The sequence below is a fragment of the Pseudoalteromonas sp. S16_S37 genome, assembly GCF_014694405.1.
Classification (GTDB): Bacteria; Pseudomonadota; Gammaproteobacteria; order Enterobacterales; family Alteromonadaceae; genus Pseudoalteromonas.
Genome location: NZ_JAAUWV010000008.1, coordinates 1 through 20,379 on the forward strand (window position 1 = coordinate 1; position 20,379 = coordinate 20,379).

The 20,379-nt window shown below is 42.3% G+C and carries 7 protein-coding genes; all 7 read right to left on the reverse strand.

The window, feature by feature from the left end; all coding sequences use genetic code 11:
• Positions 1-424: 424 nt before the first annotated feature.
• The 7 genes from HC733_RS05920 to HC733_RS05950 all read right to left on the reverse strand — a co-directional run bounded on the left by HC733_RS05920 (position 425) and on the right by HC733_RS05950 (position 20,255).
• Positions 425-2,848: an ABC transporter permease gene (locus HC733_RS05920; RefSeq protein WP_190364130.1), complete on the reverse strand. Its 2,424-nt coding sequence runs from the start codon at positions 2,846-2,848 to the stop codon at positions 425-427.
• Positions 2,845-3,552 (reverse strand): ABC transporter ATP-binding protein, encoded by a 708-nt coding sequence (locus HC733_RS05925; RefSeq protein ID WP_190364131.1) that lies wholly within the window; start codon positions 3,550-3,552, stop codon positions 2,845-2,847. Before HC733_RS05925 ends, HC733_RS05920 begins: the two co-directional genes overlap by 4 nt.
• Before the next feature lie 13 nt (positions 3,553-3,565).
• Positions 3,566-4,807: an efflux RND transporter periplasmic adaptor subunit gene (locus HC733_RS05930; RefSeq protein ID WP_190364132.1), complete on the reverse strand. Its 1,242-nt coding sequence runs from the start codon at positions 4,805-4,807 to the stop codon at positions 3,566-3,568.
• A gap of 138 nt (positions 4,808-4,945) precedes the next feature.
• Positions 4,946-5,962, reverse strand: coding sequence for a TauD/TfdA family dioxygenase (locus HC733_RS05935; protein WP_190364133.1), 1,017 nt, complete (start codon positions 5,960-5,962; stop codon positions 4,946-4,948).
• Positions 5,963-5,982: 20 nt separating this feature from the next.
• Positions 5,983-6,804, reverse strand: coding sequence for a thioesterase domain-containing protein (locus tag HC733_RS05940; RefSeq protein ID WP_190364134.1), 822 nt, complete (start codon positions 6,802-6,804; stop codon positions 5,983-5,985).
• A gap of 60 nt (positions 6,805-6,864) precedes the next feature.
• The gene (locus tag HC733_RS05945; RefSeq protein WP_190364135.1) at positions 6,865-17,232 is read right to left on the reverse strand and encodes a non-ribosomal peptide synthetase; all 10,368 of its coding nucleotides are present in this window, start codon (positions 17,230-17,232) and stop codon (positions 6,865-6,867) included.
• The gene (locus HC733_RS05950; protein WP_190364136.1) at positions 17,229-20,255 is read right to left on the reverse strand and encodes a non-ribosomal peptide synthetase; all 3,027 of its coding nucleotides are present in this window, start codon (positions 20,253-20,255) and stop codon (positions 17,229-17,231) included. Before HC733_RS05950 ends, HC733_RS05945 begins: the two co-directional genes overlap by 4 nt.
• Positions 20,256-20,379 lie beyond the last annotated feature (124 nt).

Sequence of the window (20,379 nt, forward strand, 5' to 3'; positions counted from 1 at the left end):
GCTGACAACGCAGAAGAGAATTTACGGAAGAAAGCAGTGTGTTAAATCTGGCCTTGTGCATTAAATCAGGGGTGACAGCGTGTAGCATATTGTGCAAAATAGTATCAGCATTCATGGTGTTATATTGTTCTTTTTTTATTTAGCGATTCATAAGATCACTAAACATCATGAATGTTCCCCACATTTTCCAAAATTTCTAAAATCTCCATCTTATTGATATATAAACACTAGTTTTGGGGATACCTTAGGTTTTGAGGGGTGAGAAAACAAACGTTGCAAAATGAGGATAGTAAGATCGTTTAGATCATCAAGAAGATCAATGCATTAAGTGATTTTCAGTGTCGACTAATTACAGGTAATAAAATAAAAGCAAAAAAAAGAGGCTTTCGCCTCTTTTTGGTTCAAACAAAAAACAAAAATAAAACTATTTTAATGCTCGTATAGGTTTATTATAAACAACCTTACTCATCGGAATAAAGCATGAAACCAAAGAAACAAGCAATATTGAAAAAAAAGCTAAAATCAGTGCCAAATAACTAAATGCAACTTCTAATTCGTAGTAACCATTAGCTAAAAAATACAACCCAAATATAAAGGAAACACTCACAATTAACCCTAAAACAACAGGCTTACTACAATCGAAAACCACTAATTTAGATAGTATTTTAGGCGACCCACCCAAGGCCATTCGAACACCTAACTCATAGGTTCTTAAATTAACGCTGTAACTTAATACACCATATATACCCATACCAGCTAGTAATAGAGTTAATAATGACAATATCGAAGTTATCGTGGCAATTGCAATGTCTCTAGATAGTAAAGAACGGTATGCCTGTTCAACATTTATATATTCACCCACTCTAAGATTTCTATTAATTTGCCTAAGCATTTTGTTTAACTCAATTTTACTTAAATTTGCATTAGGGCTAACACTGATCATAAAGCTCAGACTTGAAGTTCTGCCAGTAAACATCTGTGGCACCTCTCCTGCGCGAGGTACGTAGACATCTTTAACAATACCAATCACCTTGTAAGGGTCTTCTTTATCGTCCCAATATAAGTTTTTACCCAACACTGACTCAGCGCCACCAAAGCTGTTTGCTACCGTTTCGTTAACCAACATAACCTTTTCAGAGTTTCTGATTTCTTCAGCTTTAAAGTCTCTACCCATCACTAAAGGAATATCAAAGGTGCTTAAGTACTTCTCGTCAACTAGATTCACATTAGGGAGCACTTTCTCCCCCGCTCTTGCAGCATCTTTTGTTAGAATGGATGTCCAGTTATTCGTAATTAAAGGTGGGTATATTGCATTACTAACCTTATTTACGCCTGACATATTATCTAACTCGCTCGTGAGGTGATCTATAAATGCAATTCGCTCATCTCTATTGAACTGTTGACCACTTGAATCAACCGAAACCCAATATATATTTTCCGTTTTAAATCCTGACGGCTGTTCTATCACCTGCAAAGAGCTTTTGAAGAATGAAAAGTTAATGGTCAACAAAACGCCAGCCAGCGCAACTTGAGATATAATTAAAACACTTCTCGTTTTTGCTGATATTTGCAAACCACTCCCTTTACCACTTACCCTTAGAACATTATTCAAAGCTTTATAATCTATTAAATTTGATATTATAAAACCAAAAACAGATGCGATTAAAAAAGAAATAAATATAGAAAACAACACAACAATATAGTTGATTGATAATTCTTCAAGCCTTGGCAAATGGCCATCAGCATATTTTCTTATAAATGAAAAGCTAAAGTGAGATAATACCAATCCAATAACCGTCGCAGTCAATGTCAAAATAAATGACTCAATAAATATCCCCCTGAAAATATGATGTTTTTGCGCACCTAATGTAGCTTGAATCGCATATTGTCGTTGTTTTTCAGCAGCACGAGACAGGAATAAGTTAGATATATTGGCACACGCAATTAATAATAAAGCAAAAACAGCACCTAACATCATCAGTGATGTCGAACGACTATCACCTATGATCACCTCTTCAAAGGTTTTTAGTTTCGCTTTCGTAGATACATTTTGTCCCCATGGAAAAGCTTTCGCTTCTTGTACAAAACGCTCATTTATTCTTGCACTTAAATACTGCTGTGCTTGTGCAGGTGTTACGCCAGTGGCAAGTTTTCCTACAAGCTTGAGCTCAAAGAAACCAGCAATCCAATTTCGGCGGGTTTGCTCATCTCGACTGTTAAAGTCAAAAGGAAGCCAAATTTGTGTTTGTCTACCCTGCATATGCAGCGCAGGTTCTACAAATTGTTCAGAAAGAACACCAATAATCTTATAACCAACCTGCCCTATTTCTATCTTTTGGGCCAAAATGTCAGCACGGCCATTAAAGTCTTTTTGCCACAGATCGTAGCTAATAACGGCAACAGGAACATTGGTATCAAGCCCCTCATTTTTATCAAAATAGCGACCAACTGCCATTTGGGCACCCAGCAGATTGAATAACTCAGAAGTGGTAAACGTTGTAAAAACCTTCGGTATTCCTGCAAGGTTACTCACCTGTAATTCTTCATAATGCAATAACGCAGACTGCGAAAACTTATCATTATTTTTATACGCATCAACGGCTCCAGCATACGAATGTACGCCAGCTCCTAAAAACTTCCCGTTATCATATCGCTCCCCCTCAACAACAAATAATCGCTCCTGCTGAGGATATGGTAGTGGCTTTAGTAACACGGTGTAGTTTAGTGTCACCATAGTGATAAATGCGCCCAGCGTTATACTCAGGGTTAATATGACTACAGCCGCAAAGCTAGGCCGTTTGCTCAAACTATAAAGCGCAACCTGTAGTTCTTTTAGCCAGTAATTCATACAGCCTCCCGCAGTGGTTCTTGCGCTTTTTGGATTTGACCATCAAGTAAGTGGTAGTGAATGCTGGCTCGGTCTGCATAACGAGGATCATGGGTAACAAGGCAAATCGTTGTGCCATCGTTATTTAGCTTTTCTAATAGATCCATAATGGCATCACCATTTTTTGAATCTAGGTTACCGGTTGGCTCATCCACTAACAAAATTGCTGGGTTAGCGACAAGCGCTCGTGCGATTGCGATACGCTGCTGCTGACCACCAGATAGCATATTTGGTCGATGGTCTTTACGATGCAGCATCTCTACACATTCTAAACATTGCTCGACGCGCTGAGTTATCTCTTGTGCACTATATTGCTGCTGACTATATTGCAAAGGCAGCGCAATGTTATCAAACACTGACAATTCATCAATAAGGTTAAATTGTTGAAAAATAAAACCGATTTTCTCAGCTCTAATAGCTGCACTCTGTGCTAGTGATAGTTTGGTTACATCATGGCCTTCGATCATGTAGGTGCCCGATGTTGCTTCATCAAGTAAGCCAAGAATAGACAGCAAAGTAGATTTACCACAGCCTGAAGGGCCAGATATGGATATATACTCACCACTTCTAATTGTTAAGTCGATACCTTTTAGCGCATGTGTTTCCATGCTCTGCGTTTCGAACACTTTAGTGATGTTAGTCATTTGAATTTTAATATCTTGCATGTTCTTGCTCCTGTTAATGAACGAGTTTGATTGTGGGTTCGTTTTTCAGATATGACAGGTCAGAAATAACTAAACTATCACCAGGAAACGCTCCTGATTTAATTTGAATATATTCTCCAGCCGTTACTCCAAACTCTATTTGTGTTGCATTCGCAGCTAGTTGGTCCGCTGACAACTTATACAAAGAAGACGAGGAAAAGGCAGAGATATTGGCAGGTCTTTCAATGAAGTAAGCATCTTCAATATCATCAATATAAACAACAGCATCGACAGTTTGCTCAGGACGTAAATTGACTGAATCAGCGCTATCAAAAGCGATTTCAATTTCAACCGAGCCACTTTCCACGGTGGGGCTTACTCTGACAACTTGTGATGCAATTTGGTATTTGCCGGCGCCTACTGATGCTTTCTGACCAACTTGAACTTGGGAAGCCTGAGCCTGAGGTACTTTTATCAAGGCAATGAGATCTTCTGTGCCACCAATTAACGCTATTTTCTGACCTGCCGTTAGGCTTTGACCGAGCTCAACATGCTGCTTTTGCAATATGCCATTCATACCAGCTCTCACAGTTAATTCATCGTAGCGCAGCTGGACTGATGCCAGATTGCTTTGAGCATCGACGATGGCTTCTTTTTGAATATTGATAGATTCAACATGCACCATTTTTAATTTTTCTATGTTTTTCTGTGCAATGGCGATGCGTTTCTTATACTGCTTTGCAGATAACACAACTTCTTTATAATCCAATTTAGAAACAATCCCTTCTTTAACAAGCTCTTCCATTGCTTGCCTGCGCATCTGCGCAGTTTCATATTCTGATTTCACTTGCTCCAGTTTTTCCTCAACCGCTAACAACTCTTGCATTTGCGTTAGCTTGAGCTTGCGAAGATTTGCTTGCTCATGATTGTAGGCACGCTGTGCCGCTTCCAATTCATGTTTAAGTTCGGGGTTTTTAAGCAACATAATCACGCTGTCGTGAGTTACCATAGCCCCGGGCTTTAGAATGATCTCTTCAACGGTCGCATTGCTTGTACTCGTAAGTAATTTTTGTTTGCTCGAACGCAGCTTTCCATAGCCTTCAACCTGAACTTGCAAAGCCCCTTGCTGAACCGTATTAATAACAAGCTCATTACGCTCCACAGCTTCTTTTGAGCCAGAGAAAAACCACAAACCTGCAACAATTAAAAATGCTGCCGCGCCCCCTAAGAGGGTGCTTTTGTTATTCCTTTTCTTGTGCTTTTTTACGACGTCCATAATATGCCTCATTTACAAAGTTTAGACTTAGCCACTTCACGCTCTTTAACCCCTATATATGGTAAACTGCGAGCTAGCGTGGCTATTGGTGAATTTCTAACTAATGAGTTAGTTCACTTGTGCCCAAATTAACGCCCATTAAGCGACCTTTTCATTATCGAGTTGAGCAACTGGTGAATTGGGATGAGCCATACCTGTGAGTATTTTTCGCGGCCCAGTGAAAGATTCTCTACCGTGCGTAAAGAGCATGTTATCTAGCAACATGACATCGTGTTTTTGCCAGTCAAAACGAACCGTTGATTCACGGTATAATGCTCGAATCAACTCCAGATCACGCTCGTCAATAGGGCTACCATCACCGTAAAAGCAGTTGCGTGGTAAATATTCTTCACCAAATGTCTCAATCATGGTTTTACGCACCTCATCATCCAAACTAGATACATGGAATAAATGTGCTTGGTTAAACCACAACTTTTCTCCCGTTTTCGGATGAAAAGCAACCGCTGGATTAACCTGCTTGGTACGCAGACGATCGCCATCTAACCACTCACATTGCAGTTGATTTTGTGCACAATATCGCTCTACCTCAGCACGGTCTTCTGTTTGAAACACTTCAGTCCAAGGCAAGTCAACATTGGAATAATTGCGCACATACATGATGCCTTTTTCTTCCATTTTCTGACGGATCTCGATGGGTAAGTTTTGATAGATGTAACGAGAGTCACTAATCGGTGTTGCTCCACCGGTTTGGCTTGGCAACATGCATAAAAAGCCAATTCGATTGGGCCAACTTTGCGAGTAAGCATTCTCGTTATGCTGTGGGATAACCTCAGTGCTGCTATATTCAGTCGCAGTGTACACATTGCCTTTAAGGCTGGTTCGTGGCGTCGAGCGATATACATATTCAAGTAGTGGTCCACCAAATAATGTTTCTAGCAACTCACCAAATTGTTTTGAGCTATTTACTTTTAATCCACGCAACAGCAATGCACCATTTTCTGACACTAGTCGCTGCACTTGCTCGGCATTATCTTGGCACCATTGAGTAAGTTTTTTCCCACCCATATCAACATTCAGTAGCAGCTTCATACCACCGATAGACTCTAAGCTCTCTACAGAGACGCTCTCTAAATTCGTATATCCTGAATTTTCCATTTTTAATCCCCAAAATTATTTCAAAAAACTAAAGACTTAATATTCTGAACAGTGTTATCTAAATAAGGTGGCTGAAGTATGTCAGTGTGCTGTGCGACAAACTCAGGTGCAGGCACATAGCTCAGCTCCTTTGATGTAAGTTGTTCTTTTTCAAACCATGGTTTTGCAAGATGCAGCTGCGATGGCGGAACATACCTATCCAAAAGCACGACATCACAGTCGACTTTTATCACTTTGTGCCTGCGCGATGCATGGTGATAAAAATACAGTGATTGCATCAACGAATATGCAATCTGTTGCTGGCTTTCATCTTTTATCATGCCAAGCTCAGTCATCACTGAGACTAAATGTGCAATGACGACATCTCTTGGTCGGTTGTCAAATTCCGCCCAATTCAAGGCGTTTAGATCTAGCTGATATTTATTAGATAGGTGATGTTTTAGGAAATAGAACTCACTTAAGTTCTCTGCTTTTCCCGTCATGATGGCATCAAGCTGAGAGCCAAATAACACAACTTTGCTTACTTGTTCACCTGCGATTGACAGCTGATTAGCTAGCTCAAGTGCTATTGGACCCGCTGAGCAATAACCGAACAGGATATATGGTCCCCTCGGTTGCACCTCTTTTATTGTGTCAAAGTGGTACTGGGCCAGTTCGGGTATAGAACGATATTGATAGTTATCATAGATACTAGGATCCTCTAAGCCAAACAGCTTAGCATCGCTAACCAATCGTTCGGCAACATGTTGGTAAAAATCGACACCGCCTCCTCCTGTATGCAAGCAAAATACGTTTTGCTTTGCCTGCGACTGATTGAGTGCTATTAAAGTTGGATGATTCATAGTTATTCTCCGTATCGCCCCAACAACTGGGGCGTTTCACACAGTTTGGATATATCAACGCTAGGCTGATTGATGCAGCTTCAGTAACTTTGACTTAAACGCCTCAACCAGCGCTTCCCAACAGCTTTGTTCAATAAGCAGTTCGTTCGCAGCCAATATGCACACTTGTTGCGTGTTACCGTTTAATAAAGTCGCTGCTAACGGTGTGCTTTCAGGCGAAGATGTTTTTTCACTTAGCTGTGCTTTGTGCATTTGCACCAGCGATTGCGAAATAACCGTTTCGTCTTGCCACAACCACAGTGCATTTGTGTGTCGACGAGAACGCTTAATACCGAGTTTTTCGACACCATCAGCGGTGTATTTCAACTCATAAGCAAGCTTCTCATCCGCGAGGAAAGAATGAATCACATGTCTTAAATAGCTCTCATCTAATAAAGAGTCCAAATAAACAACGGCAATCAGACTACTACCTGCCTGAATATGCGCAGCTTCTGATACAGATAAGCTTTGGCATACTTGCTCTTTGTTAATATCATCAGCCAATCCCTTGATTGTTGGATTATTCCAGATTTGACCAACGGTTAGTTGTATCCCCTTCGCTTTTGCCTCTGAAATAACTTGGATCACTTTCAATGAGTTCCCACCCAACTCAAAGAAATCATCTTTACAACCTACTTGAGCGATTCCTAGCACGTTTTGCCAAATGCTACACAATGCCTCTTCGAGTGGATTTGCCGGTGCCACATACTCAGCACGCTGAAGCGCCACATCTGGATGAGGTAATTTGTTCCGATCGACCTTACCGTTGTTATTCATGGGCAAAGTATCTAGTAACACCAAGGCGGATGGGTGCATGTATTCAGGTAGCTGTTCACTTAACTGGGTTCTCACAGCACTGATAAAGCTTTTTTGTTCCACAGAATCATGCACGTCAATAGAGGGCTGACTTGGGACTATATATGCTACGAGAGATTTATTACCTTCCCCCTTATCGAATGGGATAACACACACTTGCGACACACATTCAAATTTAGAAAGAGTATGCTCCACTTCACCTAACTCAATGCGATAACCATTAATCTTCACTTGATGATCTATTCGGCCAAGGAACTCTATGTTGCCATCCGTGCCCCAACGAACTAAATCGCCTGTTCTATAAAGTAGTTTGCTACTTGATGCGTCATCAGGATTATAAAATGGGTTGGCAACGAATTTTTCTTTCGTTAAGTCTTCACGTCCTAAATAGCCTCGGGCTAGGTTGACCCCTCCTACCAACAATTCTCCAGGCACTCCAATTGGAGCAAGCTGCCCATTATTCATAATAAATGTACTTACATTCGGTAATGGCTTACCAATGTGTAAAACACTTTGTCCTGGCGAATAACAACCGTAAGTTGCACATACCGTTGTTTCTGACGGTCCATAAGCGTTAACAAAACGACGGTTTGGTGACCACAATTCAGCCATCGCGATGCTGCATGCCTCTCCTGCAACTATCAATGTAGATACACTAACCCAACTGCTTTGACATAATTGTGGTAACAACACTGGTGGCAAAGTCGCGTGTGTAACTTGATTTTTTTCAACCAGTTGCGTTAACGATTCTGCCGATTTTGCTTGGTCTTTATTAGGGATCACCAACGAAGCACCATTGGTAAGTGCCATACACCATTCCCACGTCGCAGCATCAAAGGCAATAGAAGCAAACTGCAAAACCTTGCTGTGTGCTGTGATCTCGAATGCTTGTTGTTGTGCAAAGCCCAAATTCACAAGCCCTTTATGAATGAGTTCACACCCTTTTGGTTTCCCTGTTGAACCTGAGGTGTAAATAACATAAGCAAGACTGTCTGTGTTAACCCCTATTGTTGAGCACTCAATGTTTGATTCATCATATTGCTCAAGGTCATCATTAAGCTGTTCATCATCTAAGATGATGTGTGTAATGCGTGACTCATTAATATCTTGCACTAAGTGTTGCTGGGTAAGTACCGTCGTGACAGAGGCATCTTCCAGCACATATTTAATGCGTGCATTTGGGCTACTTGGGTCTAATGGTAAGTATGCACCTCCGGCCTTCAAAACCGCCAAGATCGAGACAAACATCTCAATTGAACGTTCACAATAAACACCGACTAGACTATCCGGTCCAACTAGAGAGTAGCTTCTTAAATAGTTAGCCAATCGATTTGCTCTTTGGTTGAGCTGATCATATGTAATCTCTTGATCTTCAAAGATAAGAGCGACCCCTTTTGGGTTCGATTTGACCACATCTTGAAATTTCTCATGGACACAACGGTTATCTACCTCATGGACTTGCCCCAATGACCAAGCCATTAATTGTGGGAGATCTGGCTGAGCAACCATCACTTCAGAGATAAGCTCGTGCGGACGGTGCAGCAAACACTCTGACATCGCTTGCAGTGCATGGATCATATAGTCCATAACACGTTCAATATTGACGGACTTATCAACCTGAAAATCTAGGTTGAAACCTTGTTTCATATCATCAACTGACAAGCTAAATGGGTAATTCGTACGCTCTTTGGAGCTTAATAACCTCACACCATTATCAGTGCCCTGAGTTGCCGCTTCACTATCGCTATTGGCCACTGAGTGTCTATAGTTCAGCACAGCACTAAACAGGTTACGGCCATGTGATAAGCCACTACATTGTTGAGCTAGCGAGAGCGAAGCTTGCTCATAAGGAATAAGTTCCTGCAATTCGTCTCGAATTGACATGACAAATTCCAGTACGCTCTTGTCTTGTGTATTCGCTCTGATAGGTAAGGTGTTAATAAACATACCAAGTACATTTTCTAAACGCTCAGACCCACTCAGCCTGCCAGATAACACGGTGCCAAACACCACATCATTCTTAGCACAACATGCTGAGATGACTAATGCCCAAGCAGCGTGGAATACCAAAGCAGGGCTAATGTGTAAGTCTTTTGATAATCGTCTTATCTGGTTCTCTAAGTGTGAAGGCACAGCAGCTTTAAGTTCCGCCATGTTGCTCCCATCTCCCATGACATCAAGCAAATTAAAGGGTAAGCTCGACTCTGTCACATCCGCTAATTTGGCACGGAAGAAAGCCTCTGCATCATATTCCTTCGCTTGATTAAGTACTTGCGCAATAAACTCTCGATACGGTAACGGCTGCTCAAGAGACTGCGTATTCGCGTTTTGGAATGCCGAGATTTCCTTTTCAATGATCTCCAAGCCAACGTGATCTGCAATAATATGATGATATTTCAACGCCACGACGTAATGCTGATTTATATGATCATGTGCAACATCCAGTTGAATTAAAGGGGCTTTACTTAGATCTAGTTTTAGCTTTCCAACTTGGTTCAACTGTTGGATTTGCTCAAATACGTCTTTATCAGCAGCCAATTGTGGCCAGTTGACTGGTAGCACCGCCTCTCTTTGCACAACTTGATGCGGCTCAGGTAGACCTTGCCAATATATCGCTGTACGAAGTACATCATGCCTATCAATAATAAACTGCAGGGCTTGTATAAAGTTCTCTAATTGCGCGTCACTTTCGACTGTAAATAACGACGTTAAAACATAGGGGTCATTGTCTTGAGCACTAATATGGTGATACAAGATCCCTTGCTGCAATGGCGCTAGCGGATAAATATCTTGAATGTTTTCGTACCCGCCATCAACACTATTTGCAATAGACTGAATCTGCATTTGTGTTAATTCAGTCAACGGCAACATGTCTGGCGTTATATAGCTACATTGCTGAGGGATTAAGTTCTCAGGCACTTTAAATTGATGGGTTAACGGCTCAGTTTGGTTATCAATTTGAGCCGCTAAATCTCTCAAAATAGGACTTGAGAATAGCATTCTGGCTGTCATTGAAAGCCCTTTTTGCTCAGCTTTAGACCTAACTTTCATAACCAGAAGGGAATGCCCACCTAACTCAAAAAAGTTATCTTCAATACCTACTTGCTCTAAGGTGAGAACCTCTTGCCAGATATCACATAAAATCCGTTGAGTTTCACTATGTGGTGCAACATAAGCTGCTGCCTGTGACGCGAAGTCAGCCTTTGGCAATGCTTTTCGGTCAATTTTGCCGTTTTCCGTTAGCGGGAAAGCGTCAAGATATACAAATGCACTTGGGATCATGTAATCCGGTAATGACTGCTTCAATGTTTGGCAAATCTTAGCGCTCTGGCGTTGCTGACTGTCAGAGTCAGTTAATAGCCCTCTGAGTTCAGAAGAGGCTATAACATAGGCTATCAGTTGTTTATCTGCACCATCGCCTGCAACAAGTAGCGTTGTATCACAGACATCCTCATGTTCAGCAATCGCATGCTCTATTTCACCGAGCTCAATTCTAAAGCCACGGATCTTGACTTGATGATCACGTCTGCCAACAAACACTATGTTGCCATCTTTTTGTTGATAAACGAGATCCCCTGTTTTATACAGTTTTTTACTGCTATTTAGCGCTGCTGGGTTATAGAAAGGATTGTCTACATACATTTGCTCAGTTAAATCGGTACGATTCAAATATCCTCTTGCGACACCTGCACCACCAACATACAACTCACCAACAGTGCCCGCTGGTAGCAAAGTCATATTTGGACTCAATACAAATGCCACACGATTTTGCAAAGGTTTACCTATTGGCAAACTCTCATATTCATAGAAGTTTTTCGGTAATAAGTAAGATGTGCTGAAAGTCGTATTTTCAGTTGGACCGTAAATATTGCTAAGTGCAATCGTAGGGTTCAACTCTTTCATGCGTTTAAACGATTGCTTATTAACAATGTCTCCACCAACCATAAGGTACTGCAAGTTGGGCAAAGGTTTTTGGTAAATTGCCGTGAAAACATCAAATAGTGCCGTTGTTAAGAACGCCGTGTTGACATTATTTTTAAGCAGAAACTCACCGAGCTCTTCCATCTCAATATGCGGTTTACTTTGAATGGCAACCTGACCACCATTGAGTAACGCCCCCCAAATTTCAAACGTCACCGCATCAAAAGACAAGGTCGCGCCATGCAACATCACCGTTTGTTCAGACAACGAGACGAAGTTGGGGTTATCTACCAGCGAGATCACGTTGCGGTGTTCAACCATCACCCCTTTAGGTTTACCTGTAGATCCAGAGGTATAGTTTATGTATGCCATATGAGAGGCACACTCGAACGCTTGATTGAGGTTGCTATGGTCACAATCACGTAGGCGAGTTTGGATTAAGTCCGTGTCTAAAAACAGCCACAGCATGTCACTATGCAAGCCGTTTATGTGATTACCTGAGACGGAAATAATCGTCTTAACACCAGCATCTTCTGCGATGAATCGAGCTCGCTCTTCTGGTAGAGAAGGCGATAGCGGTACATATGTTCCCCCAGCTTTGAGAATGGCCAGCAAAGAAACAATTGCCTCAATCGAGCGCTCCAAACACACACCAACAGGTTCTTCTTTGGTGACTTTACAATGCGCAATTAAATAGTGAGCAAGTGCGTTAGCTCTTTCGTTCAATGCCCGATATGTTAATTGCTCGTCATCACATGTCAGCGCAATTTGGTGTGGCCTTTGGCTAGCAACCTTTTCAAATTGTCCATGGATGCTCGCCTGCATCTTTGCCACTGAGCACGTATCATTCCACTGGATAATTTGCTGCTTTTGCTCGCTCATTGTTAGTACTTGGGCATCAAGTACTGGCGCTTGCGGGTTAAGTAACAAGTCTTCAAGCAAAAGATTAAAGCGCTCGGCCATCGCCGAGACAGTATCCGTATTAAATAAGTCTCTATTGAATTCCCATCCAATGACCAAGCCATTTTCATTTTGCGTGATATTGATTGTGAGATCATATTTTGCGCACAGCTCACTTGGCTCTATGAGGCTCACATCCATATCATGTAAAGTCAGATCACTTTTCTCATTGTTTTGCAGCGCTAACATCACCTGAAATAAAGGGCTATGACTTAAGCTACGAGATGGTTGTAACCTTTCAACTACTTGCTCAAATGGCACTTGTTGATGAGCATATGCATCGAGTAATGTGCGCTTACTTTGTGTTAGCAACTGATCAAATTGCGGATTAGACGATAGATCACTGCGTAAGACCAGCGTATTAACAAAGAACCCGATCAGTGGCGCAATCTCTTGCTGTTCCCTATTTGCCACAACAGTTCCCATAACGATATCACTGGCATTGCTGTGCTGAGCCAGCAAAGTAGACATCGCAGCATGAAGACCCATAAACAACGTTGCGCCGTTAGCTTGACAAAATTCGTTCAATGCCTGAGTTAGCTCAGGGCCAATATGCGTGTGTAGCTTCTCACCGTTAAAGCTTTGTACCGCTGGGCGAGGTTTATCCAAAGGCAGACTATGGACAACAGGTAAATCGGCAAGCTGTTGACACCAATAGTCAAGCTGCTGATCTAGCACGTCTCCTGTTAGCCAACTGCGTTGCCAATAGGCATAATCAGCATATTGGATATCTATCGGTGCAAGGTTGAGCGGGGTGTCATTGGTATAAGCGTCATACAGTGCACATAGCTCTTTAACTAAAATGTTTAATGACCAACCATCCGATGCAATGTGATGCATCGTCACTACGACAACATGTTGTTCAGCTGCAATTTGAGCGACCCCAACTCGAAGCATTAAATCTGCTTGCAGATCGAAATGCTTTGTTGATTGTCCTTCAATCCATGTCCGTAGTTGCGTGCCATCGTTAGACTCTTTAGCCGTACTTAAATCAACATAATCAATGTTGAAAGCATCACTACTGTGAATAATTTGCACAGGGAAATCACCACTGCCTTGAGCAAAACAGGTTCTCAGGCTTTCATGTCTGTCGACGATCGTGGTAAAGGCACGCTCTAGCGCCGTTTTGTTTAGCTGCCCTGATAATTTAAGTGCTGCAGATATATGATAATGGCTACTACCACCATCAATTTGCTCTAGCATCCACAGTCTTTGCTGCGCATAAGACGTTGGAATTTCTCCGCTTCTCGCTACGCGGCAAATAGGCGGCTGCTTTATCGCCCCCTCACTTTCTTTTAGCTGAGATTCTAACTGTTCTATTGTTGGGAAGCTGAACAACGATTTTAAATTGAAATTGCTGTCAAACTGTTCGTTTACCCGAGCCACTAACCTAATGGCCATCAACGAATGTCCGCCAAGCTCGAAAAAGTTATCAGTAATTCCTATTTGCTCAATTCCCAAGACATCTTGCCAGATTTGGCATAACTGCGCTTGTTGTTGGTTTTTAGGTGCCGTGTAATTAAGATGTTGTTGAGCTGTTTGTTCTAGCTTTGCCAGCGCTTGGCGATCAATTTTACCATTGCTAGTAAGTGGCATATTTTCCACAATGATACAGTGTGACGGTACCATGTAGCTCGGTAGTTTTTGACGCAATATCTTTATATAATCAGCCGCTAAATTTGCTTTATCGGTCTCACTAAACGTTTGCTCATATGGTGTTACATATGCACTTAGCGCATGCTCATTGCCATCATCTTTTGCAATGACCAATGTATCCCTTACTCCTTCAATTGCGCGAATAGCACTTTCAACTTCACCCAGTTCAATCCTAAAACCACGGATTTTAACTTGATGATCGACGCGTCCAACAAACACCAATTCTCCATCATCTCGTAACCTGACTAAATCGCCTGTTCGGTATAACTTTTCACTCTTTAAACTTGGGTGCTGTACAAAGCTGTACTGGGTTTGCTCATCTTTGTTTAAATAACCCAAAGTTACGCCATCACCGCCAATGTAAAGTTCACCGATGGTGTTAAGGGGCTGAGGCTCCATGTTTTGCGACAAAACATATAAACGAGTGTTGCAAATGGGTCGCCCAATAGGCACAGCACCACTGACATCTAAGTTGAGATCATCGATCTCGTTATGCTGCGTTGATACGGTATAAGTACTACACCCTACTACGGTTTCTGTTGGGCCATACTCATTGATAAATGTACTGTTGGGTAATAACACTTTGGCAAATTGCGTCAGCAAAGATTGGTTCAACTGATCTCCGCCAATCACAATACAATGGCTTGCATTATGATTGCCTGATTTAGGTAACAAATGAGACAGCGCTTCTAAGTGGGCAGGGGTAATCTTAAATAGCCATGATTCATCCTCCCCTAATTGACGCGCTAAGTACTCTAACTCCTCATCGCCACTAGGGAGGAGTTTTACCGTTTTACCACCCATTAACGGCGTAAGTAATGAGGTAAGCGTTGCATCGAATGCCAGTGGCGAACTGACCACGGCACCTTGAATGTGATCTCCTAAATAATTCGCTTTCGCATGACACAGATAGTTTACAACACCACGATGAGGCACCATGACGCCTTTTGGCTTACCTGTAGAACCTGAGGTATATAAGATATAGGCTAGACTTTGTGCAGATACTGCAACTTCATCTGCAGACAAATTATCGCTTTCGTACTCTTCCATCCACTGTTCATCGGTGGCTGCGTTATCCATCAATAACACATCCACTCCCGACATCGGGAAAGTTTCCATTTGCTCTGAATTCAGTAACGCAACATTGATATTCGCATCTTCGATAATCGTTTTAATTCGACTACTTGGGTAACTTGGCTCCAACGGAACATAAGCCGCACCGGCTTTCATAACCGCAAGCACAGCAATTAATAAATCAGATGAGCGCTCAAGGTAGATACCAACATGGTCGGCAGGCTCAACCCCAGAATCAATTAACAAGCGCGCTAATCGATTAGCTTTGGTGTTAAGTTCATCGTAGGAAAGTACATGGCCGTTAAATTCCACAGCACCGTTTGATGGATAACACCGAACTTGCTGCTCGAATAACTGGTGTACAGTGACTGCATTGTCGTAATCAGTTTGCGTTGCATTCCAAGCTACTTGGGCTGACATATCGGCGTCATCTAGCATAGGCAAAGAAAACACATTATCATCAGGCGAAGCAATTGCACTGGCCACTAGATTACGAAAATGAGACGCCATTCTTTCGATAGTTTGGCGTTTAAATAAATCCGTATTGTATGCCCAACCAATCTTTAAGCCGCTCGCCGTTTCATCAATGTTTAACGCTAAGTCGAACTTTGCAGGGCTATCCTCACGCTGCATTGGTTGAAGACTGATGTCAGGAACATCAAGCTCTCCCTCGTCATTATTTTGTAGTACTAACCACACTTGGAATAAAGGGCTATGACTGAGGCTTCGTTTAGGTTGTAGCTTTTCAACTACTTGCTCAAAAGGTACCTGTTGATGTGCATATGCATCTAATAAAGTGCCTTGGCTTTGCTTTAATAACGTTTTAAAAGTTGGTGAGTCAGATAAATTGCTACGCAATACCAAAGTATTGATAAAAAGACCTATCAATTTACCAACGCCTTCTTGCTCTCGGTTGGCAACGGGACTGCCAACTACAATGTCGGTTTCATTGCTGTAGCGTGATAGCAATACAGATAATGCCGCATGTAAACTCATAAACAGCGTGACACCGTTCTCTTTAGAGAACTTATTGAGCTGTTCAGATAGCGCTGGACCTAGCCAAGAATCGAATGTGTCTCCGTTGTAAGTCTGAATTTGAGGTCTAGGTTTATCTAACGGTAAGCTGTGAACCACAGGCAAATCGGCCAATTGGTTTTCCCAATAGGCGAGCTGTTTATCAAGTATCTCACCTTTGAGCCAATTGCGCTGCCAATGAGCATAATCAGCATACTGCAACGGCAAAGGCTCTAAAGGATTATCTTGCCCCTCAACGTAAGCACTATATAAGCTACAGAACTCATTGATAAGCAAGCCTAAAGACCAACCATCCGAAGCAATATGATGCATAGTTGTCATCACTATATGCTCCTGTGGCGCGAGCCTAAGTACGGCAACTCTGAGCATATAGTCTTTACTTAAATCGAATAGTTTTACTGCCTCAGCTGCCACCCGTGTTTGGACTTCTGACTCTTTGTCTGCATCATTTAGCATCGACAGATCATCAAACTTAACGTCAAACCCTTCTGCTGATTGAATTTCTTGCAGTGGGTTGCCTGGGCTCTCTTCAACAAAGCAGGTACGTAAACTTTGATGTCTCTCTACCACACTTTTGAACGCGCACTGCAACGCACTCAAGTCTAAATGACCAGTTAATCTAAAAGAAGCTGGTACATTATAATTGGCACTTCCCCCTTCAATTTGATCAAGTAGCCACATACGCTGCTGAGCATAGGAGGGTAATGTTCGATCACCCACATTGCGCTCAGCCACAGTGATTGCAGGAGCGCTGCTAGCGCTGGTTTGCTCTAGCAGTGCGATAATTTGCGGTTTTAGTGCCACTATTTGCGTTTTTAGCGCTTGAGTCATAGACCCAGAGGGCCCTTTAAATGCCAGCTGACCGTTATCAAGGTACAGTTTGATACCTTTACTTTTGGTCAGTCTCAGTAGTTCAAGTAGAGTCATAGCATGCCCCCTTCTTCAGACACAGAGGCGTATTCGTCATCTTGGTTTAATAAAATTAAAGGCTCAATGTGCGAAGCTAACTGCGCCACTGTTTTGTGTTCAAACAACACACGGACACCAATATTGATATCAAACTGTTCAATGATGCAGTTAAGCACTTTCATTGCTGCGATTGAATGACCACCAATTTCAAAGAAATCGTGATTGGTGCCAATCTTAAACGGTACATCAAGTAACTGCTGCCAAATGGCAATAAGTGCTTTTTCTGTTTCTGTTGTTGGCGCTACATAGCTCTGATTAGAGAAGTTGATGGCTTGTTCTAACAGCGCACGTTTATCTAACTTACCGTTTGATAAATAAGGGAACTCTTGTAAAGAAATTACCTGCTGAGGCACCATATATTCAGGTAGAGCCGCTTCTAATGAGGCAATGAGTTCTTTTTCACTCACCTGAGCATCAATGTAAAATAGCGCTAAAGCATTATGCTGAGCATTGAACAAACAAGTCGCTTTGGTCGCTAACCCATGATTGGAAACAAACATCGCTACTTCTTCAGGTTCGATACGATAACCATTTAGCTTAACTTGGTCATCTAAACGCTCTTGGAATAGCAAGTTACCGTCCGCTAGGATCTGTACGTAATCACCCGTTTTATAATATGTTCTGCCATCACCTAGTTGCTCATTTAGCGATGCAAATGTTAATTCAGGCTGCTGGTAGTAACCATTAAATAAAGAGTCACCGGCAATATACAGCTCACCTGATTCACCTTGGCTGGCAAGATGACCATCGGCTTTAACTACTCGCATAATTAAGTTGTTAACAGGCATTCCAATTGGCACAAAGTCTGTTTTCAAGTCGCTGCGGTACTGCCAGGATGTGGCATTAACACAACACTCTGAAGGGCCGTATAAATTCACAATATGACAGTTGAAGATGTTTTGAGCCTGACGCGCAACTTGAGTTTTGAGCGCCTCACCACCGCAGAATATGGTGACTAAACTATTGCTTGCTGAAGGTCCTGCTTTTTCGGTAAGTAGCTCTAACAAAGAAGGCACAAGCTGCATTCTGCTAATTTGCTGCTGCGTTAATACATCAAGGAACTGCGCCATATCATAGTTGATATCTTGTGGCGCAATGACCATTGTGGCGCCAACCAATAATGGACTCCAAAACTCCCATACTGAAGCATCAAAGCTAGCAGAGGTACGCTGTAAGAAACGGTCATTTGCAGTGAAATCAAAGGCGCTATTAATCCAACTCATTTGATTTACAAGTGCACGGTGGCTTATGCTGACACCTTTTGCTCTACCCGTTGAGCCCGATGTGAATAATATATAGGCCAGATCATCACCGCTGACTTCAATCGCAGGCTTGTCGGCGGTATACCCTGATAAATCAGCGGCCGATAAATCGATGCCTTGGCAACCTTCAACTTCAAAATTCCCCGCGCTAATCAATGCTTTTGCCTGCGCATCTTGCAGCATATTGGCGATACGTTGACGAGGCAGTGACACATCCACAGGCACATAAGCCCCACCCACTTTTAGTACGGCCAACATAGCTACAACAAAGTCTATAGAGCGTGTAAGGCACAGCGCTATCACATCACCTTTGTTCATGCCCAAAGAAATGAGATGGTGAGCAAAACGGTTGGCTCGCTGATCCACTTCAGCCAAAGAAGCGCTTGCACCGTGCACTTCGATAATTTGCCCACTGCCCTGAGATACGCTTTTTGTTAGCATATCTAATACTGTTGCATCCGCTGCGTCGATTGCTTTTCCTTGTAACAAGAAATCACGCTCTTGGCTTAGCTCAATACCAGTGGCAGAACCTAAATCTGATTTACATGCATTTAATAATATGGCTAACGCATCAGAGTCGATTTCAGCTTGGTCATAGGTTACCTGCAACTTAGTCGCATCGCCTTGCTCGATAAGTAAAAATTGGATTTTGCATCGCTCGTTTAAATAAACGAGTTTTTCAATGGCAGGAGATGCAGACTGCCCACAATCAATGCTATCGAAACAGAAACTAAAGCCTTGTTGTTGGTATTCATATGGCTTACTAAAGCATTCAACATAATCGACGCCGTTTGCAGTACAATCAACCTCATCGCGCACTGCATCAGCAAAGTTACTGTGTGTACTTGGAAACAAAGGTAAAGTGCGAGTAAGTGGCCCTTGCGCCGTTGCCAAAGACTCATCATCACGAATGGCAAATGCCCTAGCAAGCTTTGCAGAAGGTGCATATTTACTCAAGGTGATCCGTAAACTGGCACATACCACTTCAGCGACTGTTGCCTGATGCTCACCTGCGACCTTTTGTAAATCAGCGTAAATATCACCCAGTGCAATATCAGCCGCTTTGTAACCAGACTGCTCTGTGTGGGTATATCGAGCTAGAGACAACGACGACTCAAGTGCCGCAGCACTTTTATCTTTACTCCAAAAAGCACGCGCTTCAGCCATTTCTTCTTCAACTAAGAAGTCAGCCAGCCAAGGAGCCAACTCGCCATATTGGATCAGTTCATCTTCATCAGCAATAATCTTACCCGTTGCGCCTGCTTGCACTAAACCCTGAAATATTGCGTAGATTGAGTAGGTATCCGTATTAAGCGCCGACACTTCAAGGTAAACCCAAGTTTTACCAGGCACTTTTGCCAACACGAGCTTATGCCATGCGGCTTCTATACTTACATCACTTTTTTGTGCATAAAGCTGCTGCTTAGCCTGCTCTATTTGACTGTCATCAAGGTCACGCCAATCACACTCTGTCACATTGCATGATATAGCGGATGCAACTTGCTGCCAAAGTGCACCATATTCATCGCTTTGGTAACTAGTACGTAAGATCTCTAGCTCGGTTAAGCTGTTTGCCAAATACTGCTGCATCTTAGCGCTGTCCAGATCCCCTTCGTATGTACAGCTAATGGATGCCGTGCTCAGCTGCTTATCGGTATCTTCTTGTAACTGAGAAAAGTGTGAGATCTGTAGTGGAGAAGCCGGTGTCGTATTACTCATTTTATTACCCTTAAAAGCTTAATTCGTTTGCAAAAGCACTATTTTTTATTGTCAACACTAGTGAGTACCCTATTTCACCAATAGGGTATAAGTTATTGTTATATAGTTTTTTTTGATTGCCGGT